Annotated in this window: 15 protein-coding genes and 1 pseudogene; 6 read left to right on the forward strand and 10 right to left on the reverse strand. The window is 72.1% G+C overall.

What is annotated here, in order from left to right:
* Positions 1–44: 44 nt before the first annotated feature.
* On the reverse strand, positions 45–587 hold the full coding sequence (locus ACIBMZ_RS22785) for a hypothetical protein (RefSeq protein WP_396696889.1): 543 nt from the start codon (positions 585–587) through the stop codon (positions 45–47).
* A 462-nt stretch (positions 588–1049) separates the two neighbouring features.
* Complete coding sequence (locus ACIBMZ_RS22790) at positions 1050–2351, reverse strand: aspartate aminotransferase family protein (RefSeq protein ID WP_396696890.1); 1302 nt, start codon at positions 2349–2351, stop codon at positions 1050–1052.
* A 124-nt stretch (positions 2352–2475) separates the two neighbouring features.
* Between ACIBMZ_RS22790 and ACIBMZ_RS22795 the strand changes: the two genes are divergently transcribed.
* Positions 2476–3396, forward strand: coding sequence for a LysR family transcriptional regulator (locus ACIBMZ_RS22795; protein ID WP_396696892.1), 921 nt, complete (start codon positions 2476–2478; stop codon positions 3394–3396).
* Between the two features lie 84 nt (positions 3397–3480).
* Here the strand turns inward: ACIBMZ_RS22795 and ACIBMZ_RS22800 are convergent, their stop codons facing one another.
* From ACIBMZ_RS22800 to ACIBMZ_RS22810, 3 genes are all read right to left on the reverse strand, one after another.
* The gene (locus ACIBMZ_RS22800; RefSeq protein ID WP_396696894.1) at positions 3481–4707 is read right to left on the reverse strand and encodes an epoxide hydrolase family protein; all 1227 of its coding nucleotides are present in this window, start codon (positions 4705–4707) and stop codon (positions 3481–3483) included.
* A 51-nt stretch (positions 4708–4758) separates the two neighbouring features.
* Positions 4759–5211: a peptide-methionine (R)-S-oxide reductase MsrB gene (gene msrB, locus ACIBMZ_RS22805; RefSeq protein ID WP_396696896.1), complete on the reverse strand. Its 453-nt coding sequence runs from the start codon at positions 5209–5211 to the stop codon at positions 4759–4761.
* Positions 5212–5305: 94 nt separating this feature from the next.
* On the reverse strand, positions 5306–6337 hold the full coding sequence (locus tag ACIBMZ_RS22810) for a fatty acid desaturase family protein (protein WP_396696898.1): 1032 nt from the start codon (positions 6335–6337) through the stop codon (positions 5306–5308).
* A gap of 109 nt (positions 6338–6446) precedes the next feature.
* Here ACIBMZ_RS22810 and ACIBMZ_RS22815 point away from each other — a divergent pair, with 109 nt between their 5' ends.
* From ACIBMZ_RS22815 to ACIBMZ_RS22825, 3 genes are all read left to right on the forward strand, one after another.
* Positions 6447–7754: a sensor histidine kinase gene (locus ACIBMZ_RS22815; RefSeq protein WP_396696900.1), complete on the forward strand. Its 1308-nt coding sequence runs from the start codon at positions 6447–6449 to the stop codon at positions 7752–7754.
* Entirely contained in the window at positions 7706–8341 is a 636-nt protein-coding gene (locus ACIBMZ_RS22820) for a LuxR C-terminal-related transcriptional regulator (protein WP_396696902.1), read from the forward strand. The genes ACIBMZ_RS22815 and ACIBMZ_RS22820 overlap by 49 nt, the downstream gene beginning before the upstream one ends.
* 205 nt (positions 8342–8546) lie before the next feature.
* The gene (locus tag ACIBMZ_RS22825; RefSeq protein WP_396696904.1) at positions 8547–10673 is read left to right on the forward strand and encodes a Xaa-Pro dipeptidyl-peptidase; all 2127 of its coding nucleotides are present in this window, start codon (positions 8547–8549) and stop codon (positions 10671–10673) included.
* A 121-nt stretch (positions 10674–10794) separates the two neighbouring features.
* Here the strand turns inward: ACIBMZ_RS22825 and ACIBMZ_RS22830 are convergent.
* The 4 genes and pseudogenes from ACIBMZ_RS22830 to ACIBMZ_RS22845 form a co-directional block, all read right to left on the reverse strand.
* Positions 10795–12312 (reverse strand): annotated as a pseudogene (locus ACIBMZ_RS22830) (cellulase family glycosylhydrolase); the annotation flags it as partial.
* Between the two features lie 282 nt (positions 12313–12594).
* Positions 12595–14730, reverse strand: coding sequence for an Hsp70 family protein (locus tag ACIBMZ_RS22835; RefSeq protein ID WP_396696906.1), 2136 nt, complete (start codon positions 14728–14730; stop codon positions 12595–12597).
* Positions 14730–16631, reverse strand: coding sequence for a dynamin family protein (locus ACIBMZ_RS22840; RefSeq protein ID WP_396696907.1), 1902 nt, complete (start codon positions 16629–16631; stop codon positions 14730–14732). The genes ACIBMZ_RS22835 and ACIBMZ_RS22840 overlap by 1 nt, the downstream gene beginning before the upstream one ends.
* A complete protein-coding gene (locus ACIBMZ_RS22845) occupies positions 16628–18403 on the reverse strand; it encodes a dynamin family protein (protein WP_396696909.1) in 1776 nt (591 codons plus the stop codon). Before ACIBMZ_RS22845 ends, ACIBMZ_RS22840 begins: the two co-directional genes overlap by 4 nt.
* 172 nt (positions 18404–18575) lie before the next feature.
* Here ACIBMZ_RS22845 and ACIBMZ_RS22850 point away from each other — a divergent pair, with 172 nt between their 5' ends.
* Positions 18576–19469 (forward strand): hypothetical protein, encoded by an 894-nt coding sequence (locus ACIBMZ_RS22850; protein ID WP_396696911.1) that lies wholly within the window; start codon positions 18576–18578, stop codon positions 19467–19469.
* Positions 19470–19550: 81 nt separating this feature from the next.
* On the forward strand, positions 19551–20099 hold the full coding sequence (locus tag ACIBMZ_RS22855; protein WP_396696913.1) for a hypothetical protein: 549 nt from the start codon (positions 19551–19553) through the stop codon (positions 20097–20099).
* Here ACIBMZ_RS22855 and ACIBMZ_RS22860 read toward each other — a convergent pair.
* Positions 20096–20806, reverse strand: a complete 711-nt coding sequence (locus tag ACIBMZ_RS22860) for a Crp/Fnr family transcriptional regulator (RefSeq protein WP_396696915.1) — start codon at positions 20804–20806, stop codon at positions 20096–20098. The genes ACIBMZ_RS22855 and ACIBMZ_RS22860 overlap by 4 nt on opposite strands.
* Positions 20807–20860: the final 54 nt, after the last annotated feature.

Consider the following 20860-nt stretch of genomic DNA (forward strand, 5'->3'; position numbering starts at 1 on the left):
CGGCGGGCTCGCTCGTGGGCTGGTGTGCTGGGGCGACCGGGTGGTCAGGGCGTCGAGGCGGCGGGGGGTTCTTGCTCAGGGCCGCGGCGTCGTTGCAGCGTGCGCGCGGCGACCACCGGCAGGACGCGCAGGATGAGCGCCAGGATCACGGCCAGCGTGACGGCTTGCCGTACCGACAGCCCTTGCCATGCCAGCACCGCACCCGCACCCACGCCGGTCAGCACTGCGCCGCGTGCGACCCGCAGCGCGACGACGAGACCCGAGGGCTCCTCCCCGGCCCGGTCAGGATTCGACCACAGCGTGCTCACCGCTGCCGTGACCGCGAACAGCACGGCGATCAGCAACGCCCAGAGGGCGACCCGACCGGCACCGGCGTCGTCGGTCAACGACGGTACGGCGAAGGTGGCCGCCAAGAGGATGAAGAGGGTGGGTACCCACGTCAGGAGGAAGGCCGCCAGCCCGGTCTGCAACGCCCGCCGACCTCGACCGACCTGCGGTTGCACCTGACTTCCGATGCCGGCGGTCACCTCGTCGGGGGCCCATACCAGCTGGCCGACCCTGCGCGGCCCGGGCGTTGGCTCAGACATGGCGACAAGCCTAGTGCGAAGGCTTCCCATCACCTTGTTCGGCGTCTCGCGCGCTGCGCTCGGCGTCTCGCGCCGTGCTTGGCGTCTCGCGCGCCGTGCTCGGCGTCCGGCGATCGCATCCGACGATCCCGCCACTGTGGACGGCTTCTCGGTCGTCGCGCGACCTGCCGTTCCCGGAGGACCGCCGTGAGCGTGGCCTTCCTGCTCCCGCAGCTCGGTAGCCCGCCGTGGCCCTGCCGTCGGTGCGCGGTGCTGCCGTGAGGCTTCAGTTCACGCGGCTGTCGTGGGCGTGGCCGGGCTGCTCGCGTCACGGTTGTCGTGAGCGTGGCCGCGCCGCTCACGCCGGCGTCACGCGAGCGCTTGCACAGGACCGCGTCCTCACCGCTCGTGCAGGATCGCGGACAGGACTGCGCCTTCACCGCTCGTGCTGCACCGCTGTGACCGCTTGCACAGCACTGCGCCTCACCGTTCGTGTAGGGCCGCCGTGAGTGCGGCGTCGAGGATGTCCAGACCGGCGTGCAGGTCGTCCTCGCTGATCGTGAGCGGTGGGGCGATCCGGAAGATGCCGCCCATGCCCGGCAGTTGGACGATGTTCATGTGCAGCCCCCGGTCGAGGCAGGCTGCGGTGACCCGGGTACCGAGGGCGTCGGCCGGGGTGCGGCTCACCTTGTCCGTCACCAACTCGATGCCCTGGAGCAGGCCCCGGCCCCGCACGTCACCGACCACCTCGTGCGCGTCGCGCAGCGCCTGGAGCCGACCGGTGAGCTGCTCGCCGAGCAGCGCGGCACGTTCGACCAGTTTCTCCCGCGCGATGACGTCGAGGACGGTCAGCGCGACCGCCGCCGCCAGTGGGTCGGAGACGTGGGTGGTGTAGAAGAGGAAACCCCGGTCGTGGCAGACCTGCTCGATCTCGGCGCTGGTGACCACGGCGGCGACCGGCAGCCCGGCACCGAGGGTCTTGGACAGGGTGAGGATGTCGGGTGCGACCCCGTCGCGCTCGAAGGCGTACATCGTGCCGGTGCGGCCGAGCCCGGTCTGGGCCTCGTCCAGGATGAGCAGCATCCCGCGTTCGTCGCACATCTGCCGTAGGCGGCGCAGGTATCCGGGTGGCAGCTCGATGATGCCGCCCGAGGAGAGGATCGGCTCGATCAGGCAGGCGGCGAGACTTCCGGCGGACTGCTGGTCGACCAGGGCGAAGCCGTACGCGAGTTCCGCCTCCCAGTCGTACGTGCCGTCGGCCGACCGGAACGGCGACCGGTAGGCGTTCGGCGTGGGCAGGGCGAGGTTGCCCGGGATCGGTGGACCGTAGCCGCGTCGTCCGGCGGAGAATGTCGCCGACGCCGCCCCCTGGGTCATGCCGTGCCAGGACCGGTCGAACGAGACGATCTCGTACCGGCCGGTGTGGAGCTTGGCCATCTTGATCGCCGCCTCGTTCGCCTCGGCGCCGGTGGTGAGCAGCAGCGTCTTGCCGAGCGTGGGCGGCAGGGTGGCGGCGAGGCGCTCGGCCAGGGCGAGCAGCGGCGGGCTGAGCATGCCGCTGTAGAGGTGGTCCAGCGACGCGACGGCGGTCGAGACGGTCGAGACGATGTCCGGGTGCGCGTGGCCGAGGATGGCGCTCATCTGGCCCGAGGTGAAGTCGAGGATCGCCCGACCTTCGCGGTCGAAGACGTACGAGCCGTGGGCGCGCTCGATGATCCGGGGGGTGAAGCCGGCCCCGTAGCGGATCAGCAGGCGGTCCGCCTGGTCCCAGAACGTCGTGTCCATCAGCGGTCCTCTCGTACGCGCAGGCCGCGGAGCCGGTCCCTGCCGGTCATCCTGCGACGGCCCCGCCGGGAGCGACAAGCAGACAAAGATCGCTGATCGTTCGTTGTCGCCGTACGGTCGACTCATGCTCAACCCTCGACGCCTGGTGGTGCTGCGGGCGGTCCTGGCCGCCGGATCGATCAACCAGGCCGCCCGGAACCTGAACTACGCCCCGGCCACGATCAGTCAGCACATGACGGAGCTGGCCCGGGAGACCGGACTGGTCCTCTTCGTGAAGCAGGGCCGGGGCATCGTCGCCACCGATGCCGCCCGGCACCTCGCCGACCAGGCACAGACGCTGGTCGCCGACTTCGAACGCCTGGCACGGGTCGTCGCCGACCTGCGCGGCGGCCAGGGCGAACATCTGGCGATCGCCTGCTTCGCCTCGGCCGCCGAACGGTGGATCCCGGGGCTGGTGCAGACCGTTCGGCAGCACCGACCGAACCTCACCGTCGAGATCAGCCTCAACGAACCGGTCGACGGTCGGGGCCGCCGGCAGCCGGACCTGGACATCCGTACCGAGCCGGCGGGCGGTGTGGAGGTCCGGCTCGACGGCTACCAGCGGCACGACCTCGCCGTGGAGGAACTCGTCGCCGTCCTGCCCGTCGGGCATCCGCTCGCCGGGGCTCCCGAGATCGCGTTGCGGGACCTCGGGGCCGAGCCGTGGGTGGATCACGACATCTACGACAGCCCGATCGGGCAGATCATCTCCAGCGCCTGCCGGACCGCCGGTTTCACTCCCCGGTTCGCCGCCCGCCTGGACGACCACCGGGCCGCGCTGCGCCTGGTGGCGGCCGGCGTCGGCGTCACGCTCCTGCCGCGTCTGGCCGTGGTGGAGCTGCCCGAAGGGGCGGTGGCGAGGCCGGTGGTCCGTCCCGTCGTCCGGCGTCGCATCGTCGTGCACGTGCGCCGGGACCACCGACGGCAGGAACTCCTCGCCCGGGCGGTGACGCGGTTGCGCGCCGACGCCGGGTCCGACCCCTGCACCGCCACCCCCGACCACTGACGCGACGACCGGGGAGCGGCGGACGGGCGTACGCGCGCGACCGGCGCCCGAGGGCACCGGTCGCGGCGATGGTACGACGGTCGATCAGCGCAGCGGCCGGAACCCGGCGCGCAACTCCTCGGCGAACGCCATCGGTCGCTCCCAGGCGGCGAAGTGCCCGCCCCGGTCGAGCCGGTGGTAGTAGACGAGGTTCGGGTACGCCTGCTCCACCCAGCTCCGCGGCGCCTCGTACAACTCGTCCGGGAAGACGCTCACCGCCACCGGCACCCGTACGCCCTTGGTGGCGAAGAACGACAGGGCGTTCTCCGCGTAGAGCCGGGACGACGAGACGCCGGTGTTCGTCAACCAGTACAACGTGATGTTGTCCAGCACGTCGTCCCGGCTGAGGCCGCCCGGCCCACCCGCGAAGACTCGCGAGATGAGGTCCAGGCTGCGCGCGTCGTGGTCGAGCAGGAACGCGGCCAGCCCGACCGGCGAGTCCGCCAGCGCGGTCAGGGTCTGCGGCCGGGTGCCCATCATCAGGGCGTACGCGACGTGCTTCCACACGAAGTCGAGCTGCTCGCTGGCGCGCCGTTCCTCGGCGGAGAGGGTCGACGGCAACGAACCCAGGGCGTCGTTCGCCCCGCTCATGTCGGACTGGAACAACCTGTCCAGATCCGCCGGTACGGCGCCCGGCATGTTGGTGTGGATCCCGGCCAGCTCGGGCGGGGCCTGCACCCCCATCAGGTCCGAGATGATCGCGCCCCAGTCGCCGCCCTGGGCGACGAAGCGGTCGTACCCGAGACGCCGCATCAGCTCGATCCACGCGCTCGCGATGTGCTCCGGACCCCAGCCCGGCGTGGTCGGCTTGCCGGAGAAGCCGTGCCCGGGCATCGACGGGATCACCACGTGGAAGGCGTCGGCGGCGCTCCCGCCGTGGGCGGTGGGATCGGTGAGCGGGCCGATGACCTTGAGCTGCTCGATCACCGAGCCGGGCCAGCCGTGCGTGATGATCAGCGGCAGCGCGTCCTCGTGCTTCGAGCGGACGTGGATGAAGTGGATGTCCAGCCCGTCGATCTCGGTCATGAACTGCGGCACGCTGTTCAGACGGGCCTCGACGCCACGCCAGTCGTACTCCCGCTCCCAGTAGCGGGCGACGGTCTGGATCGTCGCGAGCGGCACGCCCTGCGACTGGTCGGCGACGGTCTCCTGCTCCGGCCATCGCGTGGCGGCGATGCGCCGACGCAGGTCGTCCAGCTCCGCCTGCGGGATCTCGACCGTGAACGGCCGGATCTGGGCGGTACGCGGTCGGGCTTCGGTCTTGACGGCCATCTCTGCCTCCTTCTCCCGCTTCCGCGGGTGGACGGGAGTCCTCGGACAAGGTCAGCGCCGTGCGGCGAACCGGTCGAGGTACGCCCCGTAGCCCTCGCGCTCCAGGTCGTCGCGGGGCACGAAACGCAGCGCGGCCGAGTTCATGCAGTAGCGCAGCCCGCCGGTCTCGATCGGGCCGTCGTCGAAGACGTGGCCCAGGTGGCTGTCGCCGTGCGCGGACCGGACCTCGGTGCGGGTCACGCCGAGGCTGGTGTCCGGGATCTCGACCAGGTTCCCGGACTCGACCGGCCTGCTGAACGTGGGCCAACCGGTGCCGCTGTCGTACTTGTCGACGGAGGCGAACAGGGGCTCACCGGACACCACGTCGACATAGAGACCGGGGTCCTTCTTGTCCCAGTACTCGTTGGCGAAGGGCGTTTCGGTCGCCGCCTCCTGGGTGACCCGATACTGCTCGGGCGTCAGACGCGAGACCGTCTCGGGGCTCTTGCGGTAGTCCTGAGACATGATTTCTCCTCCCGGCGGGCAGTGCCCGGTGGTCGGGGAATCTCCGAACCCGCTGCCTACCCGGCCTCCCGACGCCTACGCCTTCGTCGGACAGTCACCGGGAGGCGTACGCGGCCCGCGCGGGGGCACCCACCTCGTGCAGGTGCCGCAGCGCCTGCCGGTACGAGTCGACCAGGCCGGTCTGCTCGTAGCGGACACCGATCTCGGCGCAGTACGCCTGCACGATCGGCTGGGCCCGGCGCAGGTTGGGCGTCGGCATGGCGGGGAACAGGTGGTGCTCGATCTGGTAGTTCAGGCCACCGAGTGCCGCGTCCACCAACCGGCTGCCGTGGACGTTGCGCGAGGTCAGCACCTGCTTGCGCAGATAGTCCTCGGAGCCGGTCGGATGCGGCATCCCCTTGTGGTTGGGCGCGAAGGTCATCCCGAGGTAGACGCCGAAGATCCCCTGGTGCAGCAGCAGGAACGCCACGGCCTGCGGCGGGGTGAGCACGACCAGCAGGGCCGTGAGGTAGCCGGCGGCGTGCAGGAACAGCAGAGTGGCCTCCACACCGGGTCGCTTCACCGTGCCGTCCCGCAACGCCCTGACGCTGGACACCTTGAGGCTGACGGCGAGCAGGGTGAGCAGGGGGAAGAACAGGACGGCCTGGTGCCGGACGACGAATCCGCGCAGCCCGCGCCGGCCGACGGCCGACTCCGCGGTCCAGACGAGCACCTCCGGGGCCACGTCCGGGTCGAGCTCGTCGTGGTTGGGGTTGTTGTGGTGGCGGGTGTGCTTCTCCATCCACCAGCCGTAGCTCATCCCGACGCCGAGGTTGCCGGCCACCAGCCCGGCGAACGCACTCGGACGCCGGGTGCGGAACACCTGGCGGTGTGCCAGATCGTGTGCCACGAGGGCGACCTGGGCGAACGTGACGGCGAGGAACACCGCGGTGAGCATCTGCCACCACGACGAACCGAGGGCGAAGAAGGCCGTCCAGCCGCCGACGAACATGAGCCCGACGACACCCAACCTCAGGGCGTAGTAGAGGGGTCGGCGTCGCATCAACCCGGCATCGGTGATCCGGCGGGACAGGACGGCGAAGTCGCTGCCGCTCGCCGGGCGCGGTGGCGTCGTGGTGGTCGTCATGGTCCCAGCAGACCGCACGCGGGACGCCTCCGTCAGGAGTTCTGCCCCCTCCCTACCATGGGGTGCTAGCACCACCGAGAAGCGCCTGACACGCAGGCACAATGTGACGATGGACCGGGTCGACGGCGACGAGCGGGCGTACGCGTGGGCGTGGCAGGGCCTGCGTGCCGTGCTCGCCGGTCTGGCCGCCGTCGGTCTGGCCGCGACGAACCTCGTGCTGCTCGGCGTCTCGCTGGTGGCGCTGGTCCTGGTCCCGGTGCCGTTCCTCGGCATGGCGCTGCTGCCGTGGACGATGACGCTGGTCCGCCACCGCGCGGATCTCGAACGCCGGCTGGCCACCCGCGCCGGTGTCCCGGTGGTCCGGCCCTACCGTTCGCCCCCGGCACGCGGCGTCCCCGGCGGGTGGCGGCGGTTCCGGTGGATCGTCACGGACCCGGCCACCTGGCGCGACCTCGCCTGGCTCCTGCCCGGCGCGGTGGTGTCCACCGCCCTCGGCCTGATCTCCCTGGCCGTGCCGCTCTACGGCGTGCTGGGCCTGACGCTGGTGCCGGTGTGGATCTGGCTCGGCACCGACTGGTACGGCTACGGCCTCGTCTGGTCCGTCGACACCGTCGCGGAAGGGCTGGTCTGTGTCCCGCAGGGCGCCGCCGTCCTCGCCGGTGGGCTCTGGCTGGCGCCGTGGCTGCGCCGCGTCGACGGGCACTTCACCCGGCTGCTGCTCGCCCCGACCAGGGCCGCGGAGCTGCGACTGCGGGTCACCGAACTGACCGTCACGCGGGCCGACACCGTCGACGCCCAGGCCGCCGAACTGCGTCGCATCGAGCGTGACCTGCACGACGGCATCCAGGCCCGCCTCGTCTCGCTGGGGATGATGATCGGCCTGGCCGACGAGCTGATCGACCGGAACCCGAGCGCGGCCCACGAGATGCTCGCGGAGGCACGGGAGTCCAGCGGCACCGCCCTGGTCGAGCTGCGCCACCTCGTCCGCGGCATCCATCCGCCGGTGCTGGCCGAACGCGGGCTCGACGGCGCGGTGCGGGCGTTGGCGCTGGGCCTGCCGGTGCCGATCACGGTCGATGTCGACCTGCCCGGCCGCCTCGACACCCCGGTCGAGTCGGCCGCCTACTTCGCCGTGGCCGAGACGCTGACCAACCTCGTCCGGCACAGTCGGGCGCGGACCGGGTCGGTGTCCCTACGGCACGTCGACGACACGCTGACCATGGTGGTCGCCGACGACGGGACCGGCGGCGCCGACCCGGGCGCCGGTTCCGGCCTCCGTGGCATCGAACGCCGCCTGGCCGCCTTCGATGGCACGATGACCATGTCGAGCCCGGTCGGTGGGCCCACCGTCGTCACCATGGAGTTGCCGTGCGTGTTGTCATCGCCGAGGACCACGCACTCCTCCGGGACGGGTTGACCCGGATCCTGCGGGCCTTCGACTTCGACGTCGTCGCGGCCGTCGACAACGGACCCGCCCTGCTGCCCGCCCTGGTCAGCCTCCGGCCTCAGGTGGCGGTGGTGGACGTACGGCTGCCGCCGACGTTCACCGACGAGGGCCTGCAGGCCGCGATCGCCGCCCGTACCCGCATCCCCGGGCTGCCGATCCTCGTCCTGTCCCAACACGTCGAGCCGTTGTACGCCCGGGAGTTGCTCGGCACCCCGCACGGCGGCGTGGGCTACCTGCTCAAGGACCGGGTGTCCCACGTCGGCGAGTTCGTCGACGCGGTCCGCCGGGTCGCCCAGGGCGGAACCGCGATGGACCCCGAGGTGATCTCCCGGCTACTGGCCCGCCGGGAGCCTCTCGCGGGACTCACCGTCCGGGAGCGGGAGGTGCTCGGCGCGATGGCCGAGGGCCGCTCCAACGCCGCGATCGCCGCGAAGCTGCACATCACCGAGAAGGCCGTCAGCAAGCACATCAACAACATCTTCACCAAGCTCGACATGCCGCCCTCCGACGACCAGAACCGGCGTGTCCTCGCGGTGCTGGCGTACCTCAACCCCTGAGTGGGGTCGACGTTTCGTCGTACTCGGGCGTGCGGAGTTCCGTCAGGTGTCTCAAGCGTCCACTCTCCACGGACCGTTACCGTCTGCTCACCCAAGGATGGAGTCGGTGCGTGCCGTCGACGACAGTCGGCCGGAGCCGCCGACCGCGCCGGGTCGTCCGTTGCTCGTTCGGGCCGCCCGGACGAGCAACGGAAAGGGGCTCACGATGGTGCGACGAAGCGGGCGCCGACGGGTCGCCGCCCTGGTGGCGGTGCCCTGTACGGCGGCACTCGTCCTGTCCCTGGCGGTCGCGACACCCGCGGTCGCCGCTCCGGAGGAGGTCGGGCCGGTCTTCGTCGACGGCCAGGCCCAGATCGTGCCGGAGTTCGCCGACTCCGCCGACTGGATCCGCCAGCAGTTGTGGGTGGAGACGGAGTTCGACTCCGACGGCGACGGCCGACGCGACCGGATGCACGTGGACGTGACCCGACCGGGACAGACCGGCGACGGGCTGAAGGTGCCGGTCGTCTACGAGACCAGCCCCTACTACGCGGGCACCGCCTCCACCCAGGCGCAGTACTTCTGGAACGTCCGGCACGAGCTGGGGGAGGAACCACCGGCCCGGACCTCGCCGCCGGCCATCGCCCACCGCGCCACCCGGACGGCGGTCTCCACCAGCGAGGTCGCCACCTGGGTGCCGCGCGGCTTCGCCGTGGTGCACTCCGACTCGCCGGGCACCGGCCTGTCGCAGGGCTGCCCCACCGTCGGCGGCAGCAACGAGTCGTTGGCGCCGAAAGCGATCGTCGACTGGTTGAACGGCCGGGCGAAGGGCTACACCAGCGTCGACGGTGACGTGGAGGTCGCCGCCACCGGCTGGGCCACCGGCAAGGTCGGCATGACCGGTACGTCGTACAACGGCACGCTGCCGCTGGCCGCCGCCACCACCGGCGTGGACGGACTCGACGCGATCATCCCGATCGCGCCGAACACCTCGTACTACCACTACTACCGCTCGCACGGCCTGGTCCGGAACCCGGGCGGCTGGGTCGGCGAGGACATCGACTACCTGTTCGACTACGTCCACAGTGGCTACCCGGACCGCCGGGCGTACTGCGTCGAGCAGGTCCGGGTCAACGAGCTGAACCGCTTCCAGGACCGCCGCGACGGCGACTACAACGACTTCTGGGCCGGGCGCGACTACCTGCACGCCGTCGGCGGCGTACGCGCGGCGACCCTGATGGCACACGCCTTCAACGACTGGAACGTGATGCCCGAGCACAGCGTGCGGATCACCGACGCGCTCAAGGCTCAGGGCATCCCCGTGCAGATGTACTTCCACCAGGGCGGACACGGTGGTGCGCCGCCGCTGGAGATGCGCAACAGGTGGTTCAGCCGCTACCTGTACGGCGTGCCCAACGGTGTGGAGGACGACGCGCGGGCCTGGGTGGTCCGCAACGAGACCGGGACCAGCACGCTCACCCCGTACCCGGACTATCCGAACCCGGCCGCGCAGCCGGTGACCATGGTGTTCACGCCCGGCGGCGACACCAGCGGCGGGCTGACCTCGCTGGCGTTGCCGGGCGTCGGCGTCGAATCACTCGTGGACGCCGGTGACACCGCCTGCAACGCCGGTGCCCTCGCCACCACCGTCTCCGACCAGCGGCTGCTCTACGTGACGCCGGAACTCACCGCCCCGGTGCACCTGTCGGGCACCGCCACCGTGACGCTGCGGATGAGGTCGAGCAAACCGGCGGTCAACCTGTCGGTGGCGCTGGTACGCCTGCCCTGGACCAGTGCCTCGGGGTGCACGTCCAGCACCCAGGGCAGCACCACCAGCATCATCACCCGGGGCTGGGCCGACCCGCAGAACCGGCACTCGCTGACCCGCAGCGAGCCGCTCGTGCCGGGGGAGTTCGTCGAGGTGACCGTACCGCTGCAACCGGACGACCAGGTCGTGCCCGCGGGCTACCGGATCGGCCTGATGGTCTTCTCCACCGACCGGGAGTTCACCCTGCAACCGGCCCCGGGCACCGTGCTCGGGGTGGACATTGCGGCGTCGCGGTTGCGGCTGCCGGTGGTCGGCGGGCCGCTCGCCATGCCGATCTGCACGGGTCCGGACACCCGGGCGACCGTGGTGGTCGGTGGCGTCGACAGCCGGGTGGCCAACCGGGCGCTGGCCGGCACCTGCACGGTCAACGACCACATCCTGGACGGTGCGCCGTGGCCGAGCCGTGGTGAGTTCGTGCGGCACGTCAACGAGGTGGTGGACCGGCTGGTCACGGCCGGGGTGCTCGCGCCGGGCCAGCGCGGGCCGATCGTGTCGGCGGCTGCCCGCTCCGGTGTCGGCGGCTGACCGTGTGTGTAAGGAAGGGTCCCCTGCTAACGCCTGGTGTATAGCAGGGGACCCTTCCTTGTCCGCAGGCGATCGCGAGGGCGGGGCAGCCCGGTCGGGCCGTCCCGCCCTCGCGCCGTCGCTAAGCGGTGGGGAAGTTGTCCGGGGTGCGGATCCGGTCGCGGACCCAGACCCCGGCGGGCTTGAGCACACCGGTCCCGGTGTACGAGCTGCCACCGCAGGTGCCGGTGGTGAAGACGGCACCGGTGCGGAAGTCGTCGGAGAAGTTCCAGTTGACCCAACCGATCTTCTTGGTGGCCATCAGGTCCAGGTACTGCTGGGCGCGGGTGAAGTCGTTCGTCCCGTCGCCGGAGGCGGTCTGGGTGCCGAACTCGGTGACGAAGATCGGCAGCCGGTCGGCGGTGCGGGACAACGCGTTCAGGTACGTCGTGCCGTGCGAGGCGGCATAGAAGTGGAACGTGTACATGATGTTCGAGGCGTTGACCGGGTTGTTGACGATCTCGGTCTCCGAGGAGCCCTCGGACAGGCCCAGCGAGGACCAGGCACGGGTGCCGACCAGCACCACGCCGTCCGGGTCCTGGGCCCGGATGACCGGGATGATCTGCTCGGCGTAGCTCTTGATCGACGCCCAGCTCACCCCGTTCGGCTCGTTGGCCACCTCGTACAGGATGTTGGTCTTGTCCTTGTGGCGCTGGGCGATCTCGGTGAAGAAGGTGCGGGCCCGGGCCAGGTTGTGGTTCGGGTCGCCCGGGGTGAGCATGTGCCAGTCGACGATGGCGTACATGCCGCGCGCGGTGGCCCGTTCGATGTAGTCGTGCACCCGGTCGGTGAAGCCGCGCGGGTCGGTCTCGTAGCCGCCCTCCTGGATGTACATGGAGATGCGCAGCACGTCGGCGTTCCAGTCGTAGGCGAGGGCGTCCAGCGAGGCGTTGTTGACGCACTGCGAGTACCACTGGATGCCGTGGGTGCTCATGCCGCGCAACTGGATCGGCCTGCCGTACCGGTTGCAGAGCTGCACGCCGCAGACCCGCAGTTGGCCGTTGATCGAGGCGGGGGTGCCGGTCACCGCACCGGGTGCGGTGGTCGCGGAGACCGTCGTGCTCGCCGCCGAGACGTTGCCGGCGGCGTCGCGGGCCCGCACCGAGAAGGTGTACGAGGTGGCGGCGCTCAGGCCGCCGACGGTGGCGGTGGTGCCGACGACGCTGGTGGCCAGCGTGCCGCCCCGGTAGACGTCGTAGCCGGTGACCCCGACGTTGTCGGTCGCGGCGTTCCAGGCCAGTGCCACGCTCGACGTGCTGGTGCCGGTGACCCGGAGGTTGCCGGGCACGCTGGGCGCCTGGGTGTCGGCGCTGCCACCGCCGCAGGAGCCGCCGTTGACGGTGCAGTTGGTCGGCGTGCCGCTGCCGGAGACGATGAAACCGAAGGTGGTCGACGCGCCGGCGGCCAGGGTGCCGTTCCAGGTGCGGTTGGTGAAGCTGTGCCGGTTGCCGCTGCTGGTCAGTAGGGCGTCCCAGTAGCTGCCGAGGGTGGACCCGGCCGGCAGGTCGAAGTCGACCCGCCAACTGGTGATGGTGGTGGCGGTGTCGTTGCGGACGGTGAAGCGGGCCTCGTAGCCGCCGCCCCACTCCTGGACCTTGGCGAAGTTCGCCGTCGCGGCCTGTGCGCCGGGGGCGGCGACCAGGACACCGGCGATGGCGAGTGTGGCGGCGAGGACTCCGGACACCGCAGTACGCAGTCTGGACATTCCGCTCCCTCTGTCGTCGTGGGGTCGCTGCCGACACGCGTCGAAACAGGACTGTAAAGATGTCTTACAGTCGGGTCAACCCGTCGACGGCGATCCATGCGATCGTCGGGTCGGTCGGCATCGCGTCGACCCGTCGGCGACATCCGCGCGCGCATCCGTTCCGCCGGGAGCCCGACGCTAGCGAGTCTCCCGTGCGGTCCCGGGCCAGGTGGTGATCCGGACGACCTGGTCGTGCCCACCCGTGACCAGGGTCGTCGGGCCGCCGAAGGCGACGCCGTGCACCGCCCCGGCGTGGTGGACCCGGCCCACCTCCCGGCCCTCCGGCACCGTCCACACGCGCCCGGTGCGGTCGTCCCCGGCGGTGCCGAGCAGGCGACCCCGCGCACCGAACGCCACCGCCAGGACCCCACCGTCGTGGCGGACGGTGGTGACGGGGTCACCGGACCGGACGTCCCAGACCACGGCGGTACCGTCGTAGCTGGCGGTGGCGATCAGCGCGCCGTCGTGGCTGAAGGCCACCGCGTTGACCCAGTCGTCGTGCGGTAGCGACCGGAGCCGTCTGCGCTCGGCGACGTCCCACACCTCGGCCTCCCGGCGTCCACCGGCCGTCGCCAGCAGCGTGCCGTCGGGATGGAGGGCGACTCCGTGCAGCAGGTGAGTGCCGGCGAACGTGGCCAGCCGGCGTCCCGATCGGCTGTCCCAGAGCACGGCGGTCTGGTCGTGGCTGGCGGTGGCGATCAGCGCGCCGTCGGGGCTGAAGGTGACCGCGTTGACCCGGTCGTCGTGGCGTACCCGCAGCAGATGGTCGCCGGTGGCGGCGTCCCAGACGCGGGCGGTGCAGTCCCGCCCCGCCGCCGCGACCCGGGTGCCGTCGGGAGTGCAGCAGACGCCGCCGGCCGCGTCGTCGCCGGGTTCGAGGCGACGGCGCCAGCGCAGCCGTTCGTGGCGTAGGTCCCAGAGCTGGACCTCGCCGGGCGAGCCGGTCGTCAGGGTCAGACCCGCGCCGTCGACCGCCACCGCACAGACCCGACGTCCCACCGTGATCGTCCGGGGGTCGGTCCGGCCGTGCTGGGCGACGCCGGACGACGCCCTGTCGACGTCGGGTGTGGGCCCGCCGTCGGGCGTGGCGGTCGTCGGCGTGGCGGTGGGCGCCGTGGACCGGCCGTGGCCGGGCCGGGCGGCGGAGGCGGCGCCGGAGACCCGTCGGGTGTCGGGCGTGGGCCGCACGGCCAGGAGCGCCGCACCGTACGCGACGGCCAGCTCCGGTTCGGCGGTACGCAGCACCGGCCGTCCGGTGTGCCCGGACAGGGTCCGCCCGACCGAGGGCATCCGGCTCGGCCCGCCCACCGGGATGATCCGGTCGATGTCGGACCAGCGCAGGCCCAGGTCGTCGAGAAGCCGCTCGCACTCGGCGATGGTCTCCAGCAGGGCCGGCCGGACCAACTCGTCCAGTTCGTCACGGGTGAGCGTGACCGTCGTCGGCGGATCCAGCTCGGTGAGGTACGCCGGATGGGCGGTGACCGCGGAGAGCCGGATCTTGATCTGCTCGCAGGTGTCGCGCAACGCCAGCCGTCGGGGCAGGAGGTCGAGGTCGGTGGTGTCGGCGAACAGGTGCGCGATGCGGTCCGGGAACCGCTGGCGGAGGTGGGCTAGCAGCAGGCGGTCGAAGTCGGTTCCGCCCAGGTCGGGAATGCCGCCCGGTCTGCCCAGCACCTCGAAGGCGCCGTCCGGACCGGTCTGCGCCACCGCGCAGTCGAAGGTGCCGCCGCCCAGGTCGTAGACGAGCGCGGTGACCTGCGCCGGCAACGTCGTGTCGGCGAAGGCGTACGCGGTCGCGGCCACCGCGTCCGGCTCCAGCCGGACCGTCGCCGGGTCGAAGCCGGCGAGGCCGGCGGCGGCGCGCATGAGCTGCCGGTTGTGCTCCTCCCAGCTCGCCGGCACCGTGACGACGACCCGCTCCGGTGCGCCCGCCACCGTCTCGACGGCCTGTTCGCGCAGGAAGCGCAGCACCTCGGCGGTCAACTCGTGCGCGGTGAGCTCGCGGTCCTCACCGAGTGCCAACGGGATCGGGTCGGCGAAGTCGCGTTTGAAGCGGGAGCGGTAGTGCTGGGGCCGGAGCCGCCCGGCGTTCTCGGCCGCGCCACCCACCGCGAGGGTGCCGTCGGGCAGCAGGCACACCGTCGACGGCACGGTGGGCACGCCCGCCCGTACGGCCGGGTCGCGGGCCAGGACCGGCTCCTTGCCGGGACGGCCGATCACCAGCGTCGAGGTGGACATGCCGACGTCGACGCCGTAGACGAGGCCGGTGGTCATCACGGTCGCCGGTGTGCCTCGTCGGTCGGCCGGGCCAGGTCGTGGGCCCGGTCCCGGAGCCGGTCGAACTGTTCCTGAAGGCCGGCGAAGACGCCCACCCGGGCGTTCAACTCCGCGATCCGCTCCGCCCGCTCACGCTCGTCCCGGGCCCGAGCGGCAGTCAACCGCCGTTCGGTGGCCGCGTACGACTCGCTCTGCGCGGCCACGTGGTCCTCCAACGCCTGGGCAAGCGCGTCGACGTAGTCGTTGACCTGGTAGGTGAACTGCCGCTCGGCCCGTCGACGGGAGGACTCGATCATCGGGATGACGCGGTCGCGCAGCGCCGCCTCCTGCTCGTGCCGACGGCGACGTTCGGCCTGGAGCTGGGCCTCCTGCCGTCCGGCGAACCAGCCGGTGATCTGGCCGACCATGCCACCGACGATGCCGCCGAGCAACGCGCCCACGATCGGGATGACGCTGCCCGCCACCGCGCCGATGGCGGCGCCCGCCCCGCCGTACGCCATGCTGCCGCTCCACCCCGTGCGGAACGTGGCGAAGCGGGTGGGCTTGTTGCTGCGCGCCGGATGCACGTCGTGCACCCCCGCCTCGGCGACGAGATCGGCGCCCCGCGGGAGGTCGACGACGACGGAGAGGCGTTGGGCGTACCGGTCCGCCAGGTGCTCGGCGGCCAGCCGGAGCTCCCGTTGGGCGCGTTGACCCGCGTCGACGATCCGGGTCGAGACCCGGCGGGCCAGGGCGTTCGGGTCGGACCCGGCCTCGTCTGTGCCGAGGCTGCGCCGGAACTGTTCGGCGATCTGGTCGAAGTCCACGCCGAGTTGGTCGCGTACGCCGCGGGCGGCCAACTCCATGTCCCCGCGCAGGCTGCGTCGCCACCCCTGGGTCTCGGCCCGGAGCTTGTCGGCCTCGGCCCGGGCCGTCTCGATCTGCGTGCCCAGCTTGTCGAGGTTGTCGTCGACGAGCGCGGTCAGCTCGGTCGCCAGCGGCGCGATGGCGTCGTCGAGAAGGGTGGTCACGGCGTCCGCAGCCCGGACGACCTGCCGGGCTCCGCAGGTGGACGCGAGGGCCCCCCACAGCTCGCGATCGAGGGCGGGGAACCCGGACTCGGCGAGCAACTCGGGGTCCTCGTCGGCCAGCGCGGTGGTCTTGCGTAAGGCGGAGACGGCGACCACCCGCAGCTCGTCCTCGGGTCTGCCGGCCACCGCGGCGATGCGGCTGCGCGCCGCCGCCACCACGGGCTGCGGGTCGACGACCTTGTCGATGCAGGTGATCGCGACCAGCACGGTCGGGCACCGGGCCAGGGCGTGGGTGAGGAACTCCAGTTCGGGCGTACCGAGGGGCTCGACCGCCGACGAGACGAAGATCAATGCGTCGGCCTGGGGCAGGAAGGCCCGGGTCGCGGCCGTGTGCGCCGGGTTGAGGCTGCCGATCCCGGGGGTGTCGACGAGCACCAGGCCGGAGCGCAGCCGCTCCAGCGGCAGCCCGATCTCCACCAGGCTCACCCGGCGGGTGTTGTCCGGGTTCGCCTGCTCGGTCACGAACCCGCCGATCTCGTCCGGCCGGACCGACAGCGGGGCGGGTCCGGCGGACGGTTCGTCCGGGTCCTCCGCGAAGTGCACCACCGCCTGTTCCGTTTCGGCCCAGTGCAGCGCGGTGACGGTCGCGGTGGTGACGTCCAGGTCGACCGGGAAGAGTCCGATCCGTTCCACCAGCGCGTTCAGCAGGCTCGACTTGCCCTGCCGGAACTCGCCGCAGACGACCACGTGGTAACGGCCGGCCGCCACCCGCTCGCGTTCGGCGGTCAGCGTCCGGACGGCGGATTGCGGCAGGTCGTCGGCGAGAGCGACCTGGACGTGGTCGAGGAGGGAGAGCGTGTCCTGCCGGAGTCGATCGAGCGCGTTCACTGGTCACCTCTCTGAAGGGCCGGGCGGTGGACGATCACCTGCTGGTCGTGCGGCGCCGTGCCGTCTCCGGCCGGAGCGGGTGATCCAAGGTCGTCGACGCCGGACAGCAGGCGCAGCGCCTGGCGTGCCCGGTGGGCGATGTGTTCGTGGCACCGCCGCATGGTGGCCACCGCCCGCGCGGTGGGCCGGTCCAGGGTCGGATCCTGCTCCCGGGCCGCCCAGGCGCGGACCCGTTCCCGGGCCCGGTCGAGGATGAGCCGCGGTGCGCTCTCCTCGGGCAGGCCCAGCCGGGCGGCGCAACTGGTGCCGTGTTCCCCGGTGACGCGCAGCAGTTCGGCCGATTCCTGCGCGGTGAGCGTCACCTCGCCGTTGTAGAAGGCCGACAGCGTCCGCAGTTCGGCGAAGGCGGGCATCCGGGCGCGTAGTCGCTCGACCGCGGCGGCGACCTCGCCCACCGGCGTGGGCACGGGCGGCCCGCCCCGCTGTGCGGCCAGCCGGACACGCGCCACCTCCCGGTCGGCGTCGCGCAGCCCGTGGTCGAGTTTGAGCAGCGTGGACCGGTTGCCGAAGTGGCTCGCGATCAGGTCCTCCAGGGCGCTGACCCCGCTGTCGGCCCGCAGCCGGTCCTGGAGCTCGGCGGGGGTGAGACCATCGCGGACGTACCCGCAGGCACGGGTGACACCCCAGGCGCCGAGCTGTTCGGTGAGCGCCCGGCGTTCGGCGACCGGCAGGGTGATGCCGTTGAGGTTCGGTGCGTGGGCGAAGCGTCCGACGTCTGCGGCGTGGCGGACGAGCCGTCGCGGGTCGGCGGTGGCGAGGTCGGCCAACCAGTTCAGGTGCTCGTCGGTCAGGGTCTGTCCGCCGATGCCGAGCAGCCCCGAGACGGGCAGGATGGTGTAGAACATCCGCCGCATCCGGGGCCGACGAAGATGCTCGTCGGCCAGGGCGCGCGCCGCGACCATCGGGTCGAACGTCATCGGGTCCGGGCGGCCTGGCAGGTCCGCCGTCGGTGGCCAGAACTGGTCGCAGCGGGTCAGCACGCCGAAGGCCCTCAGCGGTGTGATCGTGCCGCCGACGTCGCCGAGGAACTCCTCCAGCGTCGCCTTGTCGGTCTCGTGCAGGGCGCGGCTGAACAGATAGAGCACGGCGTCGGCGCGGTCCAGTTCGGCGGCGCTGTCCTGGTGCACGTCCCGCGCGGTGCGGTGCAGGACGTCGAGTGTGGAGCCCACCGCGACGCCGCCGTCGGTCGGCGCGAGCCCGAGGAACTCGCTGGTGTTCGCCGAGTCGACGCCGTGCACGCTGCCCAGCCCGGGTGTGTCGACCAGCCGGAACCGGCACAGCAGGTCGTGGGGCAGCCCGAACTCCACCTTGCGGATGCGCCGCAGGTGCGCCAGGTGCCCGGGATCGCGGACGGTCAGTTCGCGCAGCCGCTCCGGTGGCAGTTCGGTCGGCGTCGGGTCGCCCCGGTAGTGGACCCGGACGGTGGGCACCGGGGCGTATCGCAGCTCGTTGACGGTGAAGGTCAACTCCAGTTGGCCGGTGGCCGCCACCGGCGTGCCGAGCAGCGCGTTGACCAGCGTCGACTTGCCACGCTTGATCTGGCCGACGACGGCGACCCGCATCGGCTGGGACAGCCGGTCACCGGCCTGCCGCAGCAGGTCGGCCAACGGGTCGAGCGCCGGTCCGCCGGTCCGGGCGAGGGCGGCGCAGCGTGCCAGCTCCGTCAGCACGGAGCCCGGTGGCGGATGCGGGGGCACGACAGTGGAGGACATGGCCCTGGCCTTCCGGGTCACGATGCCGGTCGCGTCGAGGCTATGTCCGACGGCGACCCCTGTTCCGGTCATACGACGGCATCTGAGGTGCTCGGGCGGTCCGACAATGACCGCGCCGCCGGTCCGGCGGGAGTGGTGGGTCCCGCCCCGGTGCCCGAGAGGAGACGGAGACATGGTCCCGCAGGGGAGGTTCGTCCGCAGGCTGCTGATGGCGGTCGACATCGAGGGGTACAGCCGACGTACCGCGGCGACCCACTACGACGCCCAGGTGCGGCTGCTGCGGATCGTGCAGTGCGCCTGCCGCTACGCGCGGATCCGCCAGGTCGAGCCGCAGGAGAGCGGCGACGGCCTGATGCTGGTGTTCCCGCCGGGGCTCGACGAGGCCCGCGTGGTGCCGGCGCTGATCCGGGGCTTCCGGCACGGGCTGTACGAGAACAACCGTGATCCGGGCGGGTTCGGACCGGTCCGGGCCAGGATGGCGATCGTGGAGGGTGCCACCGCCCGCAGTCCCAACGGCTACGCCGGCCCGGCCTCGATCCTCGTCAACGACCTGGTGGGCGTCCCGGTGCTGAAGCGGAAGCTGGCCGACGCCCGGCCGGACAGCGACGTCGCGGTCATCGTGCCGCATCCCCTCTATGCGGACCTGGTCAGCCAGAACTATCCCGGCCTGTCCCGGGAGCACTTCTCCCGCGTCGAGGTGACCCTGCGCGGGGAACCGGTGGTCGCCTGGATCTGCCTTCCGCCGGCCGGGCCGGCACCCGATCCGTACGGTGCGGAGGTCCGTTGGGACGGGGTCGCCACGGTGCTCACCGTCTCCGGGCTCGCCACCGTCGCCGCCGAGTTCGCCCGCCGTCATCGGGCGGCCGTGGTAGCCGCCGGTCGTGCGACGTCGCCCGGCGGCCGGGACACCCACCACCGTGACCACGACGACCCTGACCGCTGGGAGCACCATCCGCCTAGCCACCACGACGACGTCGACGAGCCGCGCCACGACCCGCACCACCACGACGACGACCTGCACCACCACGACGACCTGCACCACGACGACGACCAGTCGCACCCCTGACCGGCGCGACGGTGGTGACTTTCGGTGTCGATGCCATCACCTGAGGTCGATCGACCGGCCGATCGGTGGTGTGCTGTCGGCATGACCGGCCTGCCATCGCCGCCGCCCGACCCGCCCCTGACCCCCGCCGAGGAGATCGCCGTCGCCGGCACCATCAACGCCTCGTTCCAGGTCGCCACCCAACAGGCGGACAGCAAGGTCAGCATGTTGCTCGTGGTGCACTCCGGCATAGCCGTGGTGATGTCCACCCACCTGAAGGAGGCGGCCGTGCTGGTGGCCTCCGGCGCGGCGGCCGGGCTGGCGGCCGTACCGTTGCTGGCGGCCGTGGTGGTCGGTTTCCTGGTCTCCGGATACCACCTCATGCAGGGACTTCGGCCACGACTGACGCCGCCGGCGCCGGACAACCGGTTCGCGTTCCCGGCGGTCGCCGCCGGGGCCCTCGGTGGACCGGAGGCGCCCGCCTCCGGGGCGGCCTCCGGCCGGTTGCGTGCCGAGGCATGGGAGTCGGCCCGGCGGCTGGCGGAGATCGCGATGGTGAAGAACCAGCACGTGGTCCGGGCACTGAACTGGATGGCGCTGATGGTGCTGGCGGCGTTGGTGGCGATGACCCTGGTGACCCTCACCGGTTAGGGCGCGACGGCTGCTGCCACGGTCCGCAGCCGTCCCGCGTCCGTGATCACCACCCGTCGGTAGCCGAGCGTCACCGCGCCGTCGCGCTTGAGTCCGGCGAGCGCCCGCTGCACGCTCGGCTCGGCCGCGGCCACCAGCTCGGCCAGGTCGGAGTGGCTCAACGGCACGTCGACGAGGATGCCGTCGCTGACCGGACGGCCGTAGACCTCCCCCATGTGCACGAGCAGCCGGGCGATACGGACCCGCACCGGGTCGCCACCGACGTCCACCCGGTGGCGGTTGGCCATCCGCAGCTTGGCGGTGACGACCCGGCGTACCGCCCCGGCGAGGCTGGGATGGTCGTCGAGCAGCCGGCGGAAGTCCGCGGCGGGAGTGACCCGTCCCGAGGCGGCCGACGCCGCCACGACCGACGCGGAGCGCGGGCCGCCGTCGAGGACGGCCAGCTCACCGATGAGGTCACCGGGGACTCGGACGGCGAGCAGGGTGGGGTTGCCGTCCGCCTTGTGGCCGAGTACCCGGACGTGTCCGCGCAGCAGCAGGATGACCGCGGTGCCGGTGTCGCCCTCACGGATGATCAGGTCGCGGGGCCGCCACGACCGGGGACTGCCGGCCGCCAACATCACCGCGCGGTCGTTTTCGGGCAGCCCGGCGAGGAAGCTGCCGGCGGGCCACGGGCTGCTGGGGGCGGTTCGCTGTTCGGGGATCACGGGAGCTCCCGGGTGGGCCGGCGAAGCGGATGCGAGGAAGCTAGCGCCCTCGGG

The sequence above is a fragment of the Micromonospora sp. NPDC049900 genome, from assembly GCF_044461025.1.
Lineage (GTDB): Bacteria > Actinomycetota > Actinomycetes > Mycobacteriales > Micromonosporaceae > Micromonospora.

What these genes read in the sequence shown, in the direction of transcription:
- ACIBMZ_RS22785 (WP_396696889.1), bottom strand. Translation starts at nt 587, where the DNA reads ATGTCTGAGCCAACGCCCGGGCCGCGCAGGGTCGGCCAGCTGGTATGG.
- ACIBMZ_RS22790 (WP_396696890.1), bottom strand. Translation starts at nt 2,351, where the DNA reads ATGGACACGACGTTCTGGGACCAGGCGGACCGCCTGCTGATCCGCTAC.
- ACIBMZ_RS22795 (WP_396696892.1), top strand. Translation starts at nt 2,476, where the DNA reads ATGCTCAACCCTCGACGCCTGGTGGTGCTGCGGGCGGTCCTGGCCGCC.
- ACIBMZ_RS22800 (WP_396696894.1), bottom strand. Translation starts at nt 4,707, where the DNA reads ATGGCCGTCAAGACCGAAGCCCGACCGCGTACCGCCCAGATCCGGCCG.
- msrB (WP_396696896.1), bottom strand. Translation starts at nt 5,211, where the DNA reads ATGTCTCAGGACTACCGCAAGAGCCCCGAGACGGTCTCGCGTCTGACG.
- ACIBMZ_RS22810 (WP_396696898.1), bottom strand. Translation starts at nt 6,337, where the DNA reads ATGACGACCACCACGACGCCACCGCGCCCGGCGAGCGGCAGCGACTTC.
- ACIBMZ_RS22815 (WP_396696900.1), top strand. Translation starts at nt 6,447, where the DNA reads ATGGACCGGGTCGACGGCGACGAGCGGGCGTACGCGTGGGCGTGGCAG.
- ACIBMZ_RS22825 (WP_396696904.1), top strand. Translation starts at nt 8,547, where the DNA reads ATGGTGCGACGAAGCGGGCGCCGACGGGTCGCCGCCCTGGTGGCGGTG.
- ACIBMZ_RS22835 (WP_396696906.1), bottom strand. Translation starts at nt 14,730, where the DNA reads ATGACCACCGGCCTCGTCTACGGCGTCGACGTCGGCATGTCCACCTCG.
- ACIBMZ_RS22845 (WP_396696909.1), bottom strand. Translation starts at nt 18,403, where the DNA reads ATGTCCTCCACTGTCGTGCCCCCGCATCCGCCACCGGGCTCCGTGCTG.
- ACIBMZ_RS22850 (WP_396696911.1), top strand. Translation starts at nt 18,576, where the DNA reads ATGGTCCCGCAGGGGAGGTTCGTCCGCAGGCTGCTGATGGCGGTCGAC.
- ACIBMZ_RS22855 (WP_396696913.1), top strand. Translation starts at nt 19,551, where the DNA reads ATGACCGGCCTGCCATCGCCGCCGCCCGACCCGCCCCTGACCCCCGCC.